Origin of the sequence: Streptomyces sp. NPDC093544 (genome assembly GCF_040683495.1) — a bacterium.
GTDB lineage: Bacteria > Actinomycetota > Actinomycetes > Streptomycetales > Streptomycetaceae > Streptomyces.
In genome coordinates, this window is record NZ_JBFBEA010000033.1 from 48,689 (window position 1) to 63,189 (window position 14,501).

The following is a 14,501-nucleotide window of genomic DNA, read 5'->3' on the forward strand; positions in this document are numbered from 1 at the left end:
AAACCGACGCTGCCGCCGGCAGGGCAGGAGAGGGGAAGGGTGCCGCCGGTCAGGCGTCGATGATGATGGGGATGATGAGGGGCCTACGGCGGTGGGTACGGAAGGCCCAGTTCGCCACGGCTCGGGCGATGAGCTGTTCCAGCTGGTGCGCGTCGCCGACGCCTTCCTGGGCTGCGGTCGCCAGAGTCTTCTCGATGACAGGGATGACCGGTTCGAAGGTGGTGTCGTCGTGGACGAACCCTCGGGCCAGGAAGTCGGGAGTCTCGGCAAGGGCGCCCGTGTCGGCGTCGACGATCGCCACCACCGTGACCACGCCTTCCTCCGCGAGAGTGACGCGGTCCTTCAGGGAAGCGTCGGTGGCGCCGCCCACCTCCATGCCGTCCACGTAGACGTTGCCCGCGGGCACCTTGCCGGTGATCGACACACGCCCGTCCACGAGGTCGACGACGACGCCGTCCTCGGCGATGACCACACGCTCGGGATCGACCCCAGTACGGATGGCCAGGTCGGCGTTGGCCCGCAGGTGGCGCCATTCGCCGTGCACGGGCATGACATTGCGGGGCTTGACGATGTTGTAGCAGTACACGAGCTCACCGGCGCTGGCGTGCCCGGAGACGTGCACCTTGGCGTTGCCCTTGTGGACGACATGGGCGCCCCACCGGGTCAGCCCGTTGATCACCCGGTAGATGGCGCTCTCGTTGCCGGGGATCAGGGAGCTGGCGAGCAGGACGGTGTCGCCCTTGCCGATGCGGATCACATGGTCGCGGTTGGCCATCCGGGACAGAGCCGCCATCGGCTCGCCCTGGGATCCGGTGCACACCAGGGTGATCTTGTGGTCCGCCAGCTTCTCCATTTCCTTGATACTCACGACCAGGCCGCTGGGAACCTTCAGGTACCCGAGGTCGCGGGCGATGCCCATGTTGCGGACCATGGAGCGGCCCACGAAGGCGACCTTGCGGCCGTGCTGGTGCGCGGCGTCCAAGACCTGCTGGATGCGGTGCACATGGCTGGCGAAACTGGAGACGATCACGCGGCGCGGGGCGGTACGCATCACCTGCTCGATCGCCGGGTTCAGGTCGCGCTCGGAGGTGGTGAAGCCAGGGACCTCGGCGTTGGTGGAGTCGGTGAGGAAGAGATCGACGCCTTCCTCGCCGAGACGGGCGAAGGCGCGCAAGTCGGTGATGCGGTCGTCCAGCGGGAACTGGTCCATCTTGAAGTCACCGGTGTGCAGCACCAGCCCGGCCCGGGTGCGGATCGCGACCGCGAGGGCGTCTGGGATGGAGTGGTTGACCGCTACGAATTCGCAGTCGAAGGGGCCGAAGCTGCGCCGGTCGCCCTCACGTACCCGCACCGCGCGCGGCCGGATTCCGTGCTCTTTGAGCTTGGCCTCCAGGAACGCCAGTGTCAGCTTCGAGCCCACGACAGGGATGTCGGAGCGCTCTCGCAGCAGATATGGCACGGCACCGATGTGGTCCTCGTGGCCGTGGGTGAGCACCAGGGCCACGATGTCGTCCAGGCGATCACGGATCGAGGTGAAGTCCGGCAGGATCACGTCCACGCCGGGCTGGGTCTCTTCGGGGAACAGCACGCCGCAGTCGACGATGAGCAGCTTGCCGGCATGCTCGAAGACGGTCATGTTGCGGCCAATCTCACCCAGACCGCCCAGGGCGACGACCCTCAGCCCTCCTTCGGACAGGGGAGGGGCGGTTTTCAGTTCGGGATGCGGATGACTCATATTCCGACGTTACCGGAGAGTCTGCCGAGGTGATCCACTGGCTGCCCAACCTACCGGTTCAACACGGCGCGGCTGAGGCGGTCAGCGGGTGGAGAGCACTGCTACGGCAGCGGAAGTGTTCGCCCCGCCACCGGGTCAGCGGTCCCTTTCGTTGGAGTGCGCCGCCGCCGTGCCTCGCGCGATGGCCTCGGCCATATGGGCACGCGAGGTCAGTTCGGCGTGGCGGACTGCGGTCTCTTGATCAGTTGGAGGAGTGGATCGGCCTCGTGGATGACGCTGACGGACAGTCGACGTACGGATTGCGTCTAAGGGCGTTGCAGAATGTCTTGGTCAGGGCATTTCCCTGGTAGGCGTGGGGCGTTGAGGGCCGAGCCGGTGTGCTTGGGCCGCTGTGCGGCGTCTCTGCGACCACCGTCTGCCGGGTGATCCGGCGGCTTCGGACGCTGCTCGCATGGGCACCTTCCACGTCACCCATGGACGCCGCGGACCGGCTGTGGATCGTGGACGGCACCCTCATCACGGTCCGGGACCGCACCGTGGGAGTCTCCGGCCGCAACTACCGCATCTCAGCAAACGTGCAGGTCATCATCGATGCCGCCACACGTCTGGTGGTGGCTGCCGCCCGGTCGGCCCCAGGAAACAAGGCCGATGCCAGTTCTGGCGGAACTCCGGACTCGCCGAGCACTGCGAGGGTGTCACGGTGCTCGGCGAGGGCGCCTACATCAACACCGGGCTCGTCGTGCCGCACCGCAAACGACCCGGCCGGTCATTGCTGCCGGGCGAGGAATCGGACCACGCGGAGCATCGCCGGGTACGGGCCCGCGTCGAGCACGCCTTCGCCCGCATGAAGCGCTACAAGATTCTCCGCGACTGCAGGCAGCGCGGCGACGGCCCTCCACCACGCCGTCCAAGGTGTCGCCCACAAGCACAACCTCGCCCTCGCTGCATGACCTGCACACGCCAACAGCCCAGTTCAAGCTGCCTGATCAAGACCTTCTGCGACGCGCTTCAGCACCCTTTTGCCCGCATGAAGACCTGGAAGATCCTGCGCTATGGCCAACTCGAGGGCGAAGGCGCACACCACGCCATGAGCGGCATCGCCTGCCTGCTCAACCTCGTCGGATAGGCGATCGGGCCAAACGACGGTCGACCCCACCTCACCGAAGATTGCGGGCCGGTCTGCCGCCCATCGACATCGAGGTGGCCGTCGACGACGAGGCGAGCGGTGTCACCGTGGCGGCTGTCCCCGGCCAGAGCACGGCGTTGCGGGTGGCTTGGCAGCAGGATCCCCGCCGCCGACACAGAGGCCTGCCGAGCGATGGCATGCCCAGCAGGCCGCCATGCGTCAGGCTCTGCGTACGATCCTCAGCGTCCAGCAATTGTGGATCGACGACGGCCCTCTCGGAGCGCCGCCGATTGCCCTGCGGGCGGCTCGGCTGCCTGTTCCTTGAGGTCAACAGGCCCCTGATGCGCCTACGACTGGCGAGGCGGTGCGAGACTTTATTCGCGATCGACGGATCCTGCCTCGGGGTGGGCAGCTCCCGGTCACCCTGGATATAAAGGACCATGGCGTGGTGTCACCATCGGGGGTGGGATGGAGCAGCTCAAGGCTCTGCAACCACAGCGGATCGGAGGTGTCTTCCGTTCAACTGAACCTATCGATTTCCGCTGGGCGATGCGCCTGCTGCGCAGGGTTCCGCTGCGGAGTCGGGCGGCGGCTCGCCTTCTAGTCCGCCTGTTGTACTGGCCGCTGACCGCCAAGACCAAGATTCTGCTGATCAGCCTGGCCTTCTGCGTCGCGCTGATGGGGTTGGCCGAGGCCGGCGGAGTGTTGGGGTCGCCAGCCGGCGGAGACAGGCGGTGGGCCCTGGCCTACTTGTTCTCCGACAACGCCGAACTGAGCGGCGTAAGCCTGTCCCTGCTCCAGGACCCGGCCGGCCTCATTGTGCTGGTAGTCGTCTTCATCACGCCCGTCTTCTGCTGCCAGCAGGTGCAGGCCATCGCCGACTTCGTGCAGATGAACGAGCGCAACGGCGGCGCGGAGGGCCTGTCCCTGGAACAGATACTCCAACTCAATCGGCTGGCCAACCGGACCAACAAGTGGTTCGCTGCGCTCGGCCGCCGGGACATCTCAGCGGTCATCATGGTGGCCATGGCGATCAGCACGACCTCGCTCTACTCCTACGTCAACACCCACGGCCTCATGGAGACATGGAACCCGACCGGGCTCCCTGGCCCGGTCTGGCGCTCTGAGGTCTACGCCGGCTGGTGGGCCAACCGGCACACCCACCCCGAACTGGCATTGGCCCTGTGCACAGTGGGCACGTACGCCTTTTACTTCCTGGCCAAGCAACTAGTCATGGGTGTCGTCTTCACCGTCTACCTGTACCGGTCCGAAGCAGTCGACTTCGGGGTGACCCCGAACATGAAATTCGACAGCGACGGCTTCCAGGGACTGCGCCCCCTGCGCCAGTTCATGCTGTGGACCTATGGATCCGCCCTTGCCCACTTGGTCGGCTTACTGGTCCTGTTCATGGTCTGGCTGCCAGCGAGATCATGGATGGTGTTCATAGTGTTGGCGGTGATGGTGGTGGACATGCTCGTGATCGTCTACCCCTCCTCGATTGGCTACCATTCCGCTTTGGCCGTCAAGCAGCGCCACGTCAAATCGCTGTACCAGAGTCTCCCCGACGACAAACGTGACCCGGCGATAGCGCAGGTCTGGGCCGTTCCGGTCCTTCCGGTAACGACCCGCAAGGCAATGACCGGAATCACCCTCTACCTGCTGGTCCCCGCAGTGCCTGCCCTGATCCCTGTGCTGTTCCAGCGGCTCTGATCAGAAGTCCAGACGACGCTGCGGACACTACGGTTCTCGCCGCGATCTTGGCCCGTGACTGGAAGTCAGGGGAACCTGCTGGCGCAGCATTCGCAATTTCTTTCGGGCGTGATGGTTGGGTCACGGTCACCACCGGGCGGGGAAGTCGCTGCGCGCCGCGCAGGGCGAAGTCGATGTCCCGTCCGGGCGTTGGACTGGCTGGGCATGGCAGCGCTCGGACTCGCGTCCGGCGGCGTCGTGACGGAGCGGAAGGCCGAACTGCTCCTGGACGAAGGCCGGCACCCGGATGCCGATGTGATCGAGGACCCGCTCCTGGAGGCGGGGGAGAGCCCGACTGGGACGTGGAACGCGAGCGTGTGCTGCTCATGACCCAAACGCTGGCGGATGCCATGGAAACGGGCCTTACGGCGACCCGTCGTATCCCGGGGACGGAGTCGTTCAACGACTGACGCGACTACTGCCGCTTCACCCTTGAGGACAGCCCTGTGACGTGCGATCTGATCGATGAGCACCCCAATTGGTGGCCGAACTCTGCCAACTTCGTGCTTCCTGGTACTCCAGCTGTAGATCGTGATCTCCATGCCTCGGATGCGGCATCGCGGCAGTGATGACGGATGCCGAATCGGAACAGCAACGTCGGCCGTGGGCACCGGTCATCGGAGTACGTGGCGCCCTCCGATTCCAGTGACTCATCCTCCGCTAGGAAATCGTTGCCGGTCCGAGGCGGCGGCGACGTGCTCGCTGTCGGCAAGTCGCTCCGCAGTAGCGGGCGGGGCGGCCGGTGGACCGGGCGTCGAGCCGGGACCCGCACTCCTCGCACCGTGGCGCCGCGTGAAGCGTGCCGGGCATGTCACGAAACACCCGCCCTTCCGTGACGGATGCGGGACTCCGCAGGCTCTCCAGCGTCAGCCGCACCATGCGGGTGCCGCCGTTGCGGTCGCGGTGGGCAGCCCAAATCGTCGCGCACCCGACGGTGAGCGCAGCGACATCGTCCGCGCTGACGTCGGTGCGGACCCCGCCGGCCCGCTGCGCTGCGCGCAGCAGTTCGTCGAGTGCCTGGCGGAACCGTCGCGCCGACGCGGCCAGGCTCGGGCGCGGCCAGCTGGTTTCCGTGGTCAGGGCGTCGCACGCGTGCTTGCGCCCTAGGGATGTGTCGACGACCTCCAGGAGGAAGCCGAAGAGCGCCGTGACAGGGTCAGCGCGGGCCGCCCACCGTCGAGCGGCGTCCACATGGTCGTCGATCTGCTGGACGAGTACGGCCTCCAGCAGGATTTCCTTGCTTGGGAAGTGTCGGTACACGGTGCCGGCGCCGACCCCCGCCTGCCGTGCGATCACGCCGAGCGAGACGTCCAGACCGTGCTCGTCGAACGCTCGCGAGGCGGCGGCGAGCACCTTCATGCGGTTGCGGCGGGCATCAGCCCGGCCGACATCCTCGGGAGCTGCGGTCATGTCACGTAATCCCTTGTCCGTCGAACTCAACCGGGTGCAGCATTCCATATCGACCCCGGGCCCAACCCACCGTGCCCCCGACAAGCCCGGGGCGGAGGACGACATGACCACTGACCGCTTGGTTGTCGTGACCGGTGCGACAGGTCGACAGGGCGGCGCCACCGCACGCCGGCTGCTGGCGGCCGGCAGACCGGTGCGCGTACTCGTGCGAGACACGACCACGCGCACCGCCAAGTCACTCGAAACCGCCGGGGCCGAACTCGTCCGCGGCGACTTCGACGACTCGTCGAGTCTGCCTGCGGCGCTGGAGGGAGCAGCGGCACTGTTCGCCGTACCGCCCGTGGCATTCGGACCGACCGGCCCCGACGCGGAGCGGGAGTTCGCCCGGGGCCGAGCGCTGATCGATGCCGCAGCCGCCGTGGGGGTCGAGCACGTCGTGTTCACGGGCGTCGCGTCCACACCGGGGCGCCCGGGTGGCTCCGAGGCGAAGAAGCGCATCGAGGACCACCTGCATGAGCGGATCCGGTCAGTGACCGTGCTGCGCCCGGTGCGCTTCATGTCGAACTACCTCGGATCGACATCCATCGGAGTCGACGGCATCGCCCACGGTGTGCACCGGCACATCTTCCCGCCGGACGAACCTGTCCAGATCATCGCGGTGGAGGACATCGCCGAATTCGCCGCGCTGGCCTTCGACCAGCCGGACCGATTCGCGGGGCGAAGTCTGGAGCTGGCCGGGGACGCCCTCACTCCGGTGGAGGCTGTTGCCGCAATCAGCGAGGCCACTGGTGCCACGGTGCGCTACGAGCAGATCACCCACGCCGAGGCCGCCGCACTCAGCCCCGCGATCGCCCAGGTCCGGGAGCGCTGGGCAGCCGGATCGCGCTGGCACGCCGACATCGAAACGCTTCGCATCGTCCACCCCGGCCTGCGTACGCTCGCGGACTGGCTCGCCGAATCCGGCACCGCTCTGCTGCGGCAGCGACTCCTCGAAACTGCATAGTACCCAGCTGCTGGTCGAGGCCGGTGCGGACATGAGTCCTCGTCTGCGCCGGGACGCGCGAGTACGCGGCGGTGGACCGGGAGCTGTACATCCCGCGCTTCTGGACCTGAGATCCGGACCGCCGCCGGCCGCGGTGCTCGGCGAGGACCCTGACTTCGCGACCAAACCGGAACTGGCCCGGGCGATGATCGAACGGCTCCTGGACGCCGGGCACCGCGTCGGCCGGGTCACAGGTGACGAGGTCTACTGCGGCAACCCGAAATTACGGGCCGCATTGGAGGAACGCGGCATCGGCTATTCGCTCGCGGTAGCCTGCTCGGCCTAAATGCCCACCGCCGCAGCCACGTTCCGAGCCGATGCCCTGGCGCGGAAGGTGCCGAAGCGGGCCTGGCAGAAGCTCTCGGCAGGGACGCGGCGCGAAGGGACAGCGGTTCCACGACTTGGCCGACATCGACCTCACGAGCTTCACGGCAGAGCAGTTGAAGCATCCCGCAGCACACCCGTGGTGATGCAGGCGGCGTTACGGGCGGTTCTGGGTGAACATGCGGGGCTCGGGTTCGGTGGGGATGCCGCGGCCGACGAGGCGCGTGACCTTCACGAACTCAAGGACGACTCTGCGACGGTCTGTACATCGCTCTCGATGGAGCGCCCGGGCCAGTTTGCAGGAACTCGATCTTCGGCGGGTGCCAATGATCCAGTGTGCATACTGGCAGTTGGTGACTCTTGAGCCTTGGCGGCTTTCATCGTGGGGTCAGCCTGAGCGCTCGCGCCCCGCTTTGCCAGACCAGCCGGAGATCGTCCCGATCCGGCTCGCCGTTCTCGCCGAGGCGGATGCTGTTGAACCTGGCGAAGGTCGGGTTGACCCGCGCCATGTGGGCGTAGGCCGAGACGACTTCAGACTCTTTGGTATAGATCTGTACATCGGCCCAGCAACGCTTGCCTCTGTGTCGGATCGCGACCGGCTCGCCGGTGCGCAGGTTGCGTCCCCATCCAAAGGAGGTGCCGATCAGGAGATCGTCACCCTGAGCTACGTAGGCGACTGGGACCGAATAGCGCTGTCGCGACTTGCGACCGACAACGTAGAGAGTGACCAGTCGAGTGCCGATGATCCGCGACAGGCCTGGCGTTCGCAGTAGGCCACGGACCAGCAGGTTCACCAGGCGCTGGCCTGGCATCGTCCGGGCTCGCGGCTCGGGCCGGGAGCCTGAGCCGCCCACACTTGCGTCAGTGGTCATTGCTGCTCGTTGTGACCTTGCCGACTTCGGGGAGTCGCTTGTCGTTCGCCGAGGTAGGGACCATCCGTGTGACCGCGTTGGGCATCGCGCCGACGGTGAACACACGGACCAGGTCGTCGACGGCGACGGTGATGAAGGAGGCTTCGAGCGGCACCCGCTCTGGCAGCGGGATCACGTGGAACCCGGCCTCGGGATTGCCCTCGAAGACCCGCGTCGAGGTGCTCTCGGGCTCGGGAGGCATGAAGGAGGTGACCCATAGAGCCTCGACGCTGACGCGCGCGGGTTCCTTCAGTGCCAACTGCACGCACCGGCGGACGACGTCGTAGGCAATCTCGGCACCGTCCGGGCCTCGTCGCTCGTCGGAGTTGGCGGCCTCGACCTGCGCGGCGATGACGCCGGCGATGCCGGCGAGCCCTTGGACGAAGCTCACCTGCGGGTTGCGCTTGGAGACTTCCTCGCGGAGGTACTGCTTGGTGTCGGCCGGGACCATCCCGCCGAAGACCAGTACGTCGAGGTCGGTGACGTCGTAGTCGTCGAGAACACGGTCGAACTGGTTGGTCGCATCGGCGGTGTAGCCCTTGGCGCGCAAGATGTCGACTGTGGCGACAAGGACGCTGGGGCTGCGGCCGACAACGAGGATGCGATCGGGTTCGTTGGTGGGCGTGGTGTTCATCGTCGGATCTCCTCGGTGATGGATTCAAGACTGGCCACGAGCCGCGGCTGGTCGAGTTACAGGTCGGCCACCTGCTGTTCGTAGCCGCCGGTGAAGGGAAGGCGGCGAGTAGGTGGTGGATGCGTGCTGCGTTGACTTCTATGTTGGCTCAGCCAATGTTGGCACGTCCAACATAGTGAATGTTGGCCGTCCCCACAATTGGTAATCTGAAGGCATGCCTGCGCATCCCGTTCAGCCCGGCCGTACGCCGGATCGGCTCAAGGACCGCCCAACCTGGCTCATCGGCCAGGCCTATGCGCACTCCGCGGCATTGCTCGCCGCCGGATTCGAAGCCAAGGGCAACGGCCTGCGCGGATACCACTACCGGTTGCTCGCCGCGCTCGAACAGTGGGGGTCCGCGAGCCAAGCCGACCTCGGCCGCGATACCGGGATCGACCGAAGCGACGTCACCGCGGCACTCACCGAGCTCGAATCCCGCGGCCTCATCGAACGCAGGGTCAACCCCGACCACAAGCGTCGAAACATCGTGACGATTACACCTCAAGGCCTGGACATCCTCCTTGACCTCGACGCCATGATCGACGAGGTCCAAGAGGCTGTGTTGGCACCCTTGACGGCCGCCCAGCGACGTCAGTTCGTCAACCTCATGTCACGACTGTTCGTCGTCACTTGATGGTGCGGGGTCGGTCGGATTCGGCCGGTCTCCGACGCTGGGAATGCCGGGCTGAACGGGTGAGTGAGCGCAAGCGGCGTCCGAGCGACTTTTCCGACGAGCGGTGGGCTCTGATCGAGCCGGTGATCACCGCATCGAAGGGGAGGCACCCGTGGGGCGGCGGCCGCTAGGGGCGTTACGCGATGCGGGAGATCGTCAACGCGATCCTGTACGAGGGCTGGCCGGCCACCATCGGGACCGTTCCCACTCCGGTCACGTACCGCCCGCACCAGCCCTCGAACTGCCGCATTCGTAAGCCCGTGAACGTTTTCATCCACGCACGCCAGTTGGTCACTTCGGCGCGGGGCACTCTTGGGATCATTTGCGTTCCGACTCAGATCAGTAGGAGGCGCCGGGTGAGCCTTGATGAGCTGCTAGGGCTGGCGATGCGGGTACATGACCTGTACGACCAGTTGAACCGGCACGAACGGGGTCGCGTGTGGACACGGGAGGAGTTCATGCTCGGCTTCGTGGGCGATGTCGGTGATCTGGCCAAGCTGGTCATGGCCGAAGAGGGCGCTCGGGAGGTGCCGGGTGGGCGGGCGGCACTGGAGCACGAGCTGGCAGACTGCCTGTGGTCGGTGCTCATTCTGGCTCACCGCTATGACGTCGATCTTGAGTCCGCCTTCCGTCGCACGATGGCAGACCTTGAGACGGCGATCAGTACTCGGCTCCCCGGCGATCAGAAGCCGTTGTGACTGCGAGGCGAGACGACTGCTGGGGTGAGACCAAGGACTGGTGAGCGCGTGGAGCGGGAAGTGATGGATCTTGGGACCTATGCGGCCAGGGCTCGGACCGGCCCTTGCTTCGTCTGTGCCTACTTGAACGGAAACCCGGGCTACCAGCATGAGATGGTCTACGAAGACGAAGCCCATGTGGCTTTCCTGGACCGGTGGCCCACCGTGCCCGGCAAGGTGCTGGTGGCGCCGAAGGCGCACATCGAGCACGTGGTCCGGGACTTGGACGAGGCCGCGTTCAGCAGTCTCATGCTCGTCGTGCGCAGGGTGACGTTGGCTGTCGAGGCGGTCTTCGGCCCGGAGCGGACGTATCTGCTGTCGCTGGGAAGCCAGCAGGGCAACGCCCACGTGCACTGGCACATCGCCGGGCTGCCGCCCGGGGTCCCGTACGAGCGTCAGCAGTTTCACGCGCTCATGACCGAGAACGGTGTGCTGGCACCCACCCCTGAGCAGAAGGCAGACGTGGCGAAGCGGCTGCGCGCGACGATGGCCGCCGGCTAGAGCCTGTCCGGGCGATCATGTGCGGATCCAGATAATGAGGGCTGCTGCGATGGCGGTGCCGAGGAAGACGTAGCCGCGCTTGTCGTATCGCGTGGCGACGGCTCGGGACTGTTTGACTTGTTGATTGCTCGTTCGACGGTGTTGCGTTTCTTGTACCGCTCCGCGTCGAAGGCGGCTGGCCGTCCGCCGCGTGCCCCTTTGCGTAGACGGGCTGCCCGGCTGTCGGTCTTCTCCGGGATTGTGTGCCGGATACCCCGGCGCCGCAGGTAGTGACGGCAAAGCCCGTTGCTGTATGCCTTGTCCGCGGCAAGGCTGTCGGGCTTGCCGCGCGGCCTGCCCGCAGTCGTCCGCGGGACGCGGATCTTCTAAGGCACCGCCTCGAACTGGGTGCAGTCCGCCCGCTGCCCGCCGGTCAGCACCAGGGACAGCGGGCGGCAGTGCCCGTCTGCGCTCAGGTGGAGTTTGCTGGTGAAGCCGCCCCGCGAGCGGCCCAGGCGCTCACTTCCCGCACCGCCTCCTCCAGTCGGCCGTGGAGGCCTGCCAGGGTGTTTCGTCCTGGTGTTCTGTCTGCTCGACCCCCTTTGAGGGGGTCGGCGGCGGATCGGTGCGGGCGTCCGCCGCATGCTGATGCGCACGCACGATGGTGGAGTCGACCGAGATGTCCCAGTCGATGTCACCGGCCGTGTCGTCCGCCGCCTGGACCTGCTGCAGCAGGTGCTCCCATGTCCCGTCCGCCGACCACTGCCGAAGACATTCGTAGACGGTCTACCACGGCCCGAACCTCTCCGAGAGGTCACGCCAGTGCACCCCGGTTCGCACCCGGTGGAAGATCCCGTCGATCACCTGCCGGTGATCCCTCCACCGGCCACAACGGCCATTGCTGACCGCCAGGTACGGCCGCAATCGTTCCCACTCCGCATCCGTCAAGTCACCGCGCCCCATACCCAGGACAACGAGCCAGAGGTCAGGCAGTCACATGATCTGGCGGGCAAGGTCTGGCCGTTTCCAGCATCTTCCCCGGGCAGAGCAGTAGTAGTGCGAGCACGTCATGGCTACAATCCGGTCAGGAGAAATTTCCGCCGCGGGGGTGCATTGCGTGCGGGGGTATTTTGTGCGCTGCATCTTCACTTATTCGTCTCCTTCAAGTCGAAGAATGGCGAAAGCAATCCTTCATTTTGAGATGGTCTTGACTTGTCCAGGCAACGATCGACGCTTCAACGTCTATTGCACGAGATGGAACGGGTGGGGGAACCTGTGAGAAAAACTCTTCGGTCAGGTCTGGCTGCCGCGCTGATGGCTACCGCAGTCCTCAGTCTCGCAATTCCGGGCGCTGCTGGCGCTACCGACAACTCCGGCAGTGCCGCCGCTTACTCGTACCGCTGCGAGATGGGGTACGCGGAATCGCTGGCCGACGGCGTGAAGATCCGGACCGCGCCGTTAAATGATGCCGATATCCTGGTGACCGTAAAAAAGGGCAACGTGAGGCAGTGCGCTCCGGGGTATTACGTTACCGGAGACCGCTACAACGGGTGCGGGGTGTACGGCGCCAGCGCTTGGATCTACCTGTGGACCCCATACGGAAACGGCTATTCCGCCATGACGTGTTGGGCCGACACCTTCTAGTGCTCCAGCCGTAGATCGTGATGGTCTGGATCAGTATCGTTTCCGTATGCCTGAACTGATCGCGCCCACCGTCCGTCTACATGCCGCCTGGCGCGAGGCGCGTGATGAGTGGGGTCCTGGCCTCCACGAGGACGGATTCGGGCTGGGGCCGTCCGACGAGGTCGACTCCCCAGACGGGTTCGCGGCCTGGGTGATGCTGCTGGCTGATGAGTCGGGTGCGAAAGCGGTGGAGGCCGGCCGGGGTTGTACGTACCGATGGATCGTCGAGGGCGACCGGGTGCACGGCGGGATCGCGCTACGGCACGGACTCAACGACTACGTGCTGCAGTTTGGCCACATAGGCTACGGTATCCGGCCGTCCTCACGGCGGCGCGGGCTCGCCACCTGGGCGCTGGGCCGGATACTCGACGAGGCGCGGACGCTCGACCTGGACCGGGTGCTGATCGTCTGCGAAGCCGACAACCTTGCCTCGGTGAAGACGATCGAGCACCAGGGCGGCGTTTTCGAGGGCGTGCGGAACACCGAACACGGCCCCGTGCGGCGGTATTCGATCAAAATCTAGTCTGTGATCTTGCTGGTGGGGACCGGTGCAGACGCGGGTGCGACCACCGTTGATCATCGGCGTGTGAAGACAAACGATCAAGTGGTGGCCGCAGGTCACAGCGTAGACCCTGCTCGCTGGCAGGAAGCCTTCGAGGCCCTGATGGGCCGGATCGCGGGCCGGTTCAAGCGGGTCGAGCCCCGGCGCCGGGTCCGTCGGCTGATACTCGGACTCCTGTCGGACCTGCCGCGCAAGAACTGCTGGACGATCGCCGAGTGGGCTGGGGAGGCCACCCCGGACGCATGCAGCACTTGCTCAGCCGGGCCAAGTGGGACGCCGACGCCGTCCGTGACGACGTGAGCGACTATGTGGTGGAGCATCTGCACGACGAGCGGGCGGTGCTGGTGGTCGACGAGGCCGGGGACGTGAAGAAGGGCACCGGCACGGTCGGCGTCCAGCGCCAGTACACCGGCACCGCCGGCAGGATCGAGAACGCCCAAGTCGCTGTCTACATGGTCTACGCCGGTCGGAGCGGGCACGCCGCGGTGGACCGGGAACTGTACGTCCCGCGTTCGTGGACCTCCGACCCCGACCGCGGCCGCGCCGCCGGGCTCGCCGTGGAGACTGCCTTCGCCGCCAAGCCGGAACTGGCCACCCGCATGGTCGCCCGGTTCTTGGATGTCGGCCACCATGCCTCATGGGTGGCGGGCAACGAGGTCTACGGCGGCAACCCGAAACTGCGCACCACGCTGGAGGCACGCGGCACCAGCTACGTGCTTGCAGTGGCCTGCTCGCATGAAGTCACCACTGGCGCGGGGAAGTTCCGCGCGGACACCCTGGCCACGAAGGTGCCCAAGCGGGCCTGGCAGAAGCTGTCAGTGGGGACCGGGGCGAAGGGCCAGCGCTTCTGCGACTGGGCTGTCATCGACCTCGCCGACCCCGGCCCCGGGAGCCGCCAACTGCTGATCCGCCGCAACCGCAGCACCGGCGAACTCGCCTACTACCACTGCTATCCACCCGCCCCGGTGCCACTGACCGAACTGGTGTGAGTGGCTGGATCAAGACGGCGGGTGGAGGAGTTCTTCCAGTCCGGCAAGGGCCTGGCCGCCCTCGATGAGCACCAGGTCCGCCGCTACGCGTCCTGGTCCCGCTGGGTCACCCTGGCCATGCTCGCCCACGCCTTCCTCGCTGTCGTCCGGGCCGATGAGCACGCCCGCCAGCCGGCGCCGAACGGCCTCATACCGCTGACCTGCAAAGAGATCCAGCGCCTGTTCATCACCCTCGTCGTCCGGCCCGCGCATCATGCCGCCCACCGGCTCGGCTGGTCCAACTGGCGACGCCGCCACCAGGCCCGATCCCAGGCCAGCCACTACCAGCGGCAAGCCGCTCAAGTGTGAAGATCACCATCTACAGCTGGAGTACTAGGCCCTGTCCGGCCAATCTTCGCGGGCCCCGT

At 66.4% G+C, this 14,501-nt stretch carries 13 protein-coding genes and 4 pseudogenes; 12 read left to right on the forward strand and 5 right to left on the reverse strand.

The genetic code is table 11. The features are described 5' to 3' along the window. Positions 1–49: 49 nt before the first annotated feature. Positions 50–1,735: a ribonuclease J gene (locus AB0N66_RS36525; protein WP_365443223.1), complete on the reverse strand. Its 1,686-nt coding sequence runs from the start codon at positions 1,733–1,735 to the stop codon at positions 50–52. Between the two features lie 380 nt (positions 1,736–2,115). On the opposite strand from AB0N66_RS36525, the pseudogene AB0N66_RS36530 reads away from it, so the two are divergent. From AB0N66_RS36530 to AB0N66_RS36545, 4 genes and pseudogenes are all read left to right on the forward strand, one after another. Then, positions 2,116–2,685: pseudogene (locus AB0N66_RS36530) on the forward strand (transposase family protein); the annotation flags it as partial. 56 nt (positions 2,686–2,741) lie between these two features. Next, positions 2,742–2,861 (forward strand): annotated as a pseudogene (locus AB0N66_RS36535) (IS5/IS1182 family transposase); the annotation flags it as partial. 468 nt (positions 2,862–3,329) lie between these two features. Then, positions 3,330–4,571, forward strand: coding sequence for a hypothetical protein (locus AB0N66_RS36540; protein WP_365443225.1), 1,242 nt, complete (start codon positions 3,330–3,332; stop codon positions 4,569–4,571). Between the two features lie 204 nt (positions 4,572–4,775). Then, a complete protein-coding gene (locus tag AB0N66_RS36545; protein WP_365443227.1) occupies positions 4,776–4,940 on the forward strand; it encodes a hypothetical protein in 165 nt (54 codons plus the stop codon). A 330-nt stretch (positions 4,941–5,270) separates the two neighbouring features. Here AB0N66_RS36545 and AB0N66_RS36550 read toward each other — a convergent pair whose 3' ends face one another. After that, positions 5,271–6,020, reverse strand: coding sequence for a TetR/AcrR family transcriptional regulator (locus AB0N66_RS36550; RefSeq protein ID WP_365443229.1), 750 nt, complete (start codon positions 6,018–6,020; stop codon positions 5,271–5,273). 103 nt (positions 6,021–6,123) lie between these two features. Here AB0N66_RS36550 and AB0N66_RS36555 point away from each other — a divergent pair, with 103 nt between their 5' ends. Next, a complete protein-coding gene (locus AB0N66_RS36555; RefSeq protein WP_365443231.1) occupies positions 6,124–7,023 on the forward strand; it encodes an NmrA family NAD(P)-binding protein in 900 nt (299 codons plus the stop codon). A gap of 38 nt (positions 7,024–7,061) precedes the next feature. Continuing rightward, positions 7,062–7,484 (forward strand): annotated as a pseudogene (locus tag AB0N66_RS36560) (transposase); the annotation flags it as partial. Positions 7,485–7,763: 279 nt separating this feature from the next. On the opposite strand, the gene AB0N66_RS36565 reads toward AB0N66_RS36560, so the two are convergent. Together AB0N66_RS36565 and AB0N66_RS36570 are read right to left on the reverse strand one after the other, a co-directional pair. Next, entirely contained in the window at positions 7,764–8,258 is a 495-nt protein-coding gene (locus tag AB0N66_RS36565) for a hypothetical protein (protein ID WP_365443233.1), read from the reverse strand. Continuing rightward, on the reverse strand, positions 8,248–8,931 hold the full coding sequence (locus tag AB0N66_RS36570) for a hypothetical protein (RefSeq protein WP_365443235.1): 684 nt from the start codon (positions 8,929–8,931) through the stop codon (positions 8,248–8,250). The genes AB0N66_RS36565 and AB0N66_RS36570 overlap by 11 nt, the downstream gene beginning before the upstream one ends. A 214-nt stretch (positions 8,932–9,145) precedes the next feature. On the opposite strand from AB0N66_RS36570, the gene AB0N66_RS36575 reads away from it, so the two are divergent. The 3 genes from AB0N66_RS36575 to AB0N66_RS36585 all read left to right on the forward strand — a co-directional run bounded on the left by AB0N66_RS36575 (position 9,146) and on the right by AB0N66_RS36585 (position 10,881). After that, positions 9,146–9,604, forward strand: a complete 459-nt coding sequence (locus AB0N66_RS36575) for a MarR family winged helix-turn-helix transcriptional regulator (RefSeq protein WP_365443237.1) — start codon at positions 9,146–9,148, stop codon at positions 9,602–9,604. Between the two features lie 182 nt (positions 9,605–9,786). Continuing rightward, entirely contained in the window at positions 9,787–10,341 is a 555-nt protein-coding gene (locus AB0N66_RS36580; RefSeq protein ID WP_365443239.1) for a MazG nucleotide pyrophosphohydrolase domain-containing protein, read from the forward strand. 153 nt (positions 10,342–10,494) lie between these two features. Further along, entirely contained in the window at positions 10,495–10,881 is a 387-nt protein-coding gene (locus AB0N66_RS36585) for an HIT family protein (RefSeq protein ID WP_365443241.1), read from the forward strand. Positions 10,882–10,896: 15 nt separating this feature from the next. Here AB0N66_RS36585 and AB0N66_RS36590 read toward each other — a convergent pair. Next, positions 10,897–11,823 (reverse strand): annotated as a pseudogene (locus AB0N66_RS36590) (IS5 family transposase). A 727-nt stretch (positions 11,824–12,550) separates the two neighbouring features. Here AB0N66_RS36590 and AB0N66_RS36595 point away from each other — a divergent pair. The 3 genes from AB0N66_RS36595 (at position 12,551) to AB0N66_RS36605 (ending at position 14,442) form a co-directional block, all read left to right on the forward strand. Then, positions 12,551–13,066 carry a GNAT family N-acetyltransferase gene (locus AB0N66_RS36595; RefSeq protein WP_365443243.1) on the forward strand — a complete coding sequence of 172 codons (516 nt, stop codon included), beginning with the start codon at positions 12,551–12,553 and terminating at the stop codon, positions 13,064–13,066. A 254-nt stretch (positions 13,067–13,320) separates the two neighbouring features. Further along, positions 13,321–14,094 carry an IS701 family transposase gene (locus AB0N66_RS36600; RefSeq protein ID WP_365443245.1) on the forward strand — a complete coding sequence of 258 codons (774 nt, stop codon included), beginning with the start codon at positions 13,321–13,323 and terminating at the stop codon, positions 14,092–14,094. After that, a complete protein-coding gene (locus AB0N66_RS36605; RefSeq protein ID WP_365443247.1) occupies positions 14,095–14,442 on the forward strand; it encodes a hypothetical protein in 348 nt (115 codons plus the stop codon). It abuts the gene before it with no gap. Positions 14,443–14,501 lie beyond the last annotated feature (59 nt).

Bases quoted from the DNA above. Each gene is read 5' to 3' on its own strand.
- AB0N66_RS36525 (WP_365443223.1), bottom strand. From the start codon at position 1,735: ATGAGTCATCCGCATCCCGAACTGAAAACCGCCCCTCCCCTGTCCGAA.
- AB0N66_RS36540 (WP_365443225.1), top strand. From the start codon at position 3,330: ATGGAGCAGCTCAAGGCTCTGCAACCACAGCGGATCGGAGGTGTCTTC.
- AB0N66_RS36545 (WP_365443227.1), top strand. From the start codon at position 4,776: ATGGCAGCGCTCGGACTCGCGTCCGGCGGCGTCGTGACGGAGCGGAAG.
- AB0N66_RS36550 (WP_365443229.1), bottom strand. From the start codon at position 6,020: ATGACCGCAGCTCCCGAGGATGTCGGCCGGGCTGATGCCCGCCGCAAC.
- AB0N66_RS36555 (WP_365443231.1), top strand. From the start codon at position 6,124: ATGACCACTGACCGCTTGGTTGTCGTGACCGGTGCGACAGGTCGACAG.
- AB0N66_RS36565 (WP_365443233.1), bottom strand. From the start codon at position 8,258: ATGACCACTGACGCAAGTGTGGGCGGCTCAGGCTCCCGGCCCGAGCCG.
- AB0N66_RS36570 (WP_365443235.1), bottom strand. From the start codon at position 8,931: ATGAACACCACGCCCACCAACGAACCCGATCGCATCCTCGTTGTCGGC.
- AB0N66_RS36575 (WP_365443237.1), top strand. From the start codon at position 9,146: ATGCCTGCGCATCCCGTTCAGCCCGGCCGTACGCCGGATCGGCTCAAG.
- AB0N66_RS36580 (WP_365443239.1), top strand. From the start codon at position 9,787: ATGCGGGAGATCGTCAACGCGATCCTGTACGAGGGCTGGCCGGCCACC.
- AB0N66_RS36585 (WP_365443241.1), top strand. From the start codon at position 10,495: ATGGTCTACGAAGACGAAGCCCATGTGGCTTTCCTGGACCGGTGGCCC.
- AB0N66_RS36595 (WP_365443243.1), top strand. From the start codon at position 12,551: ATGCCTGAACTGATCGCGCCCACCGTCCGTCTACATGCCGCCTGGCGC.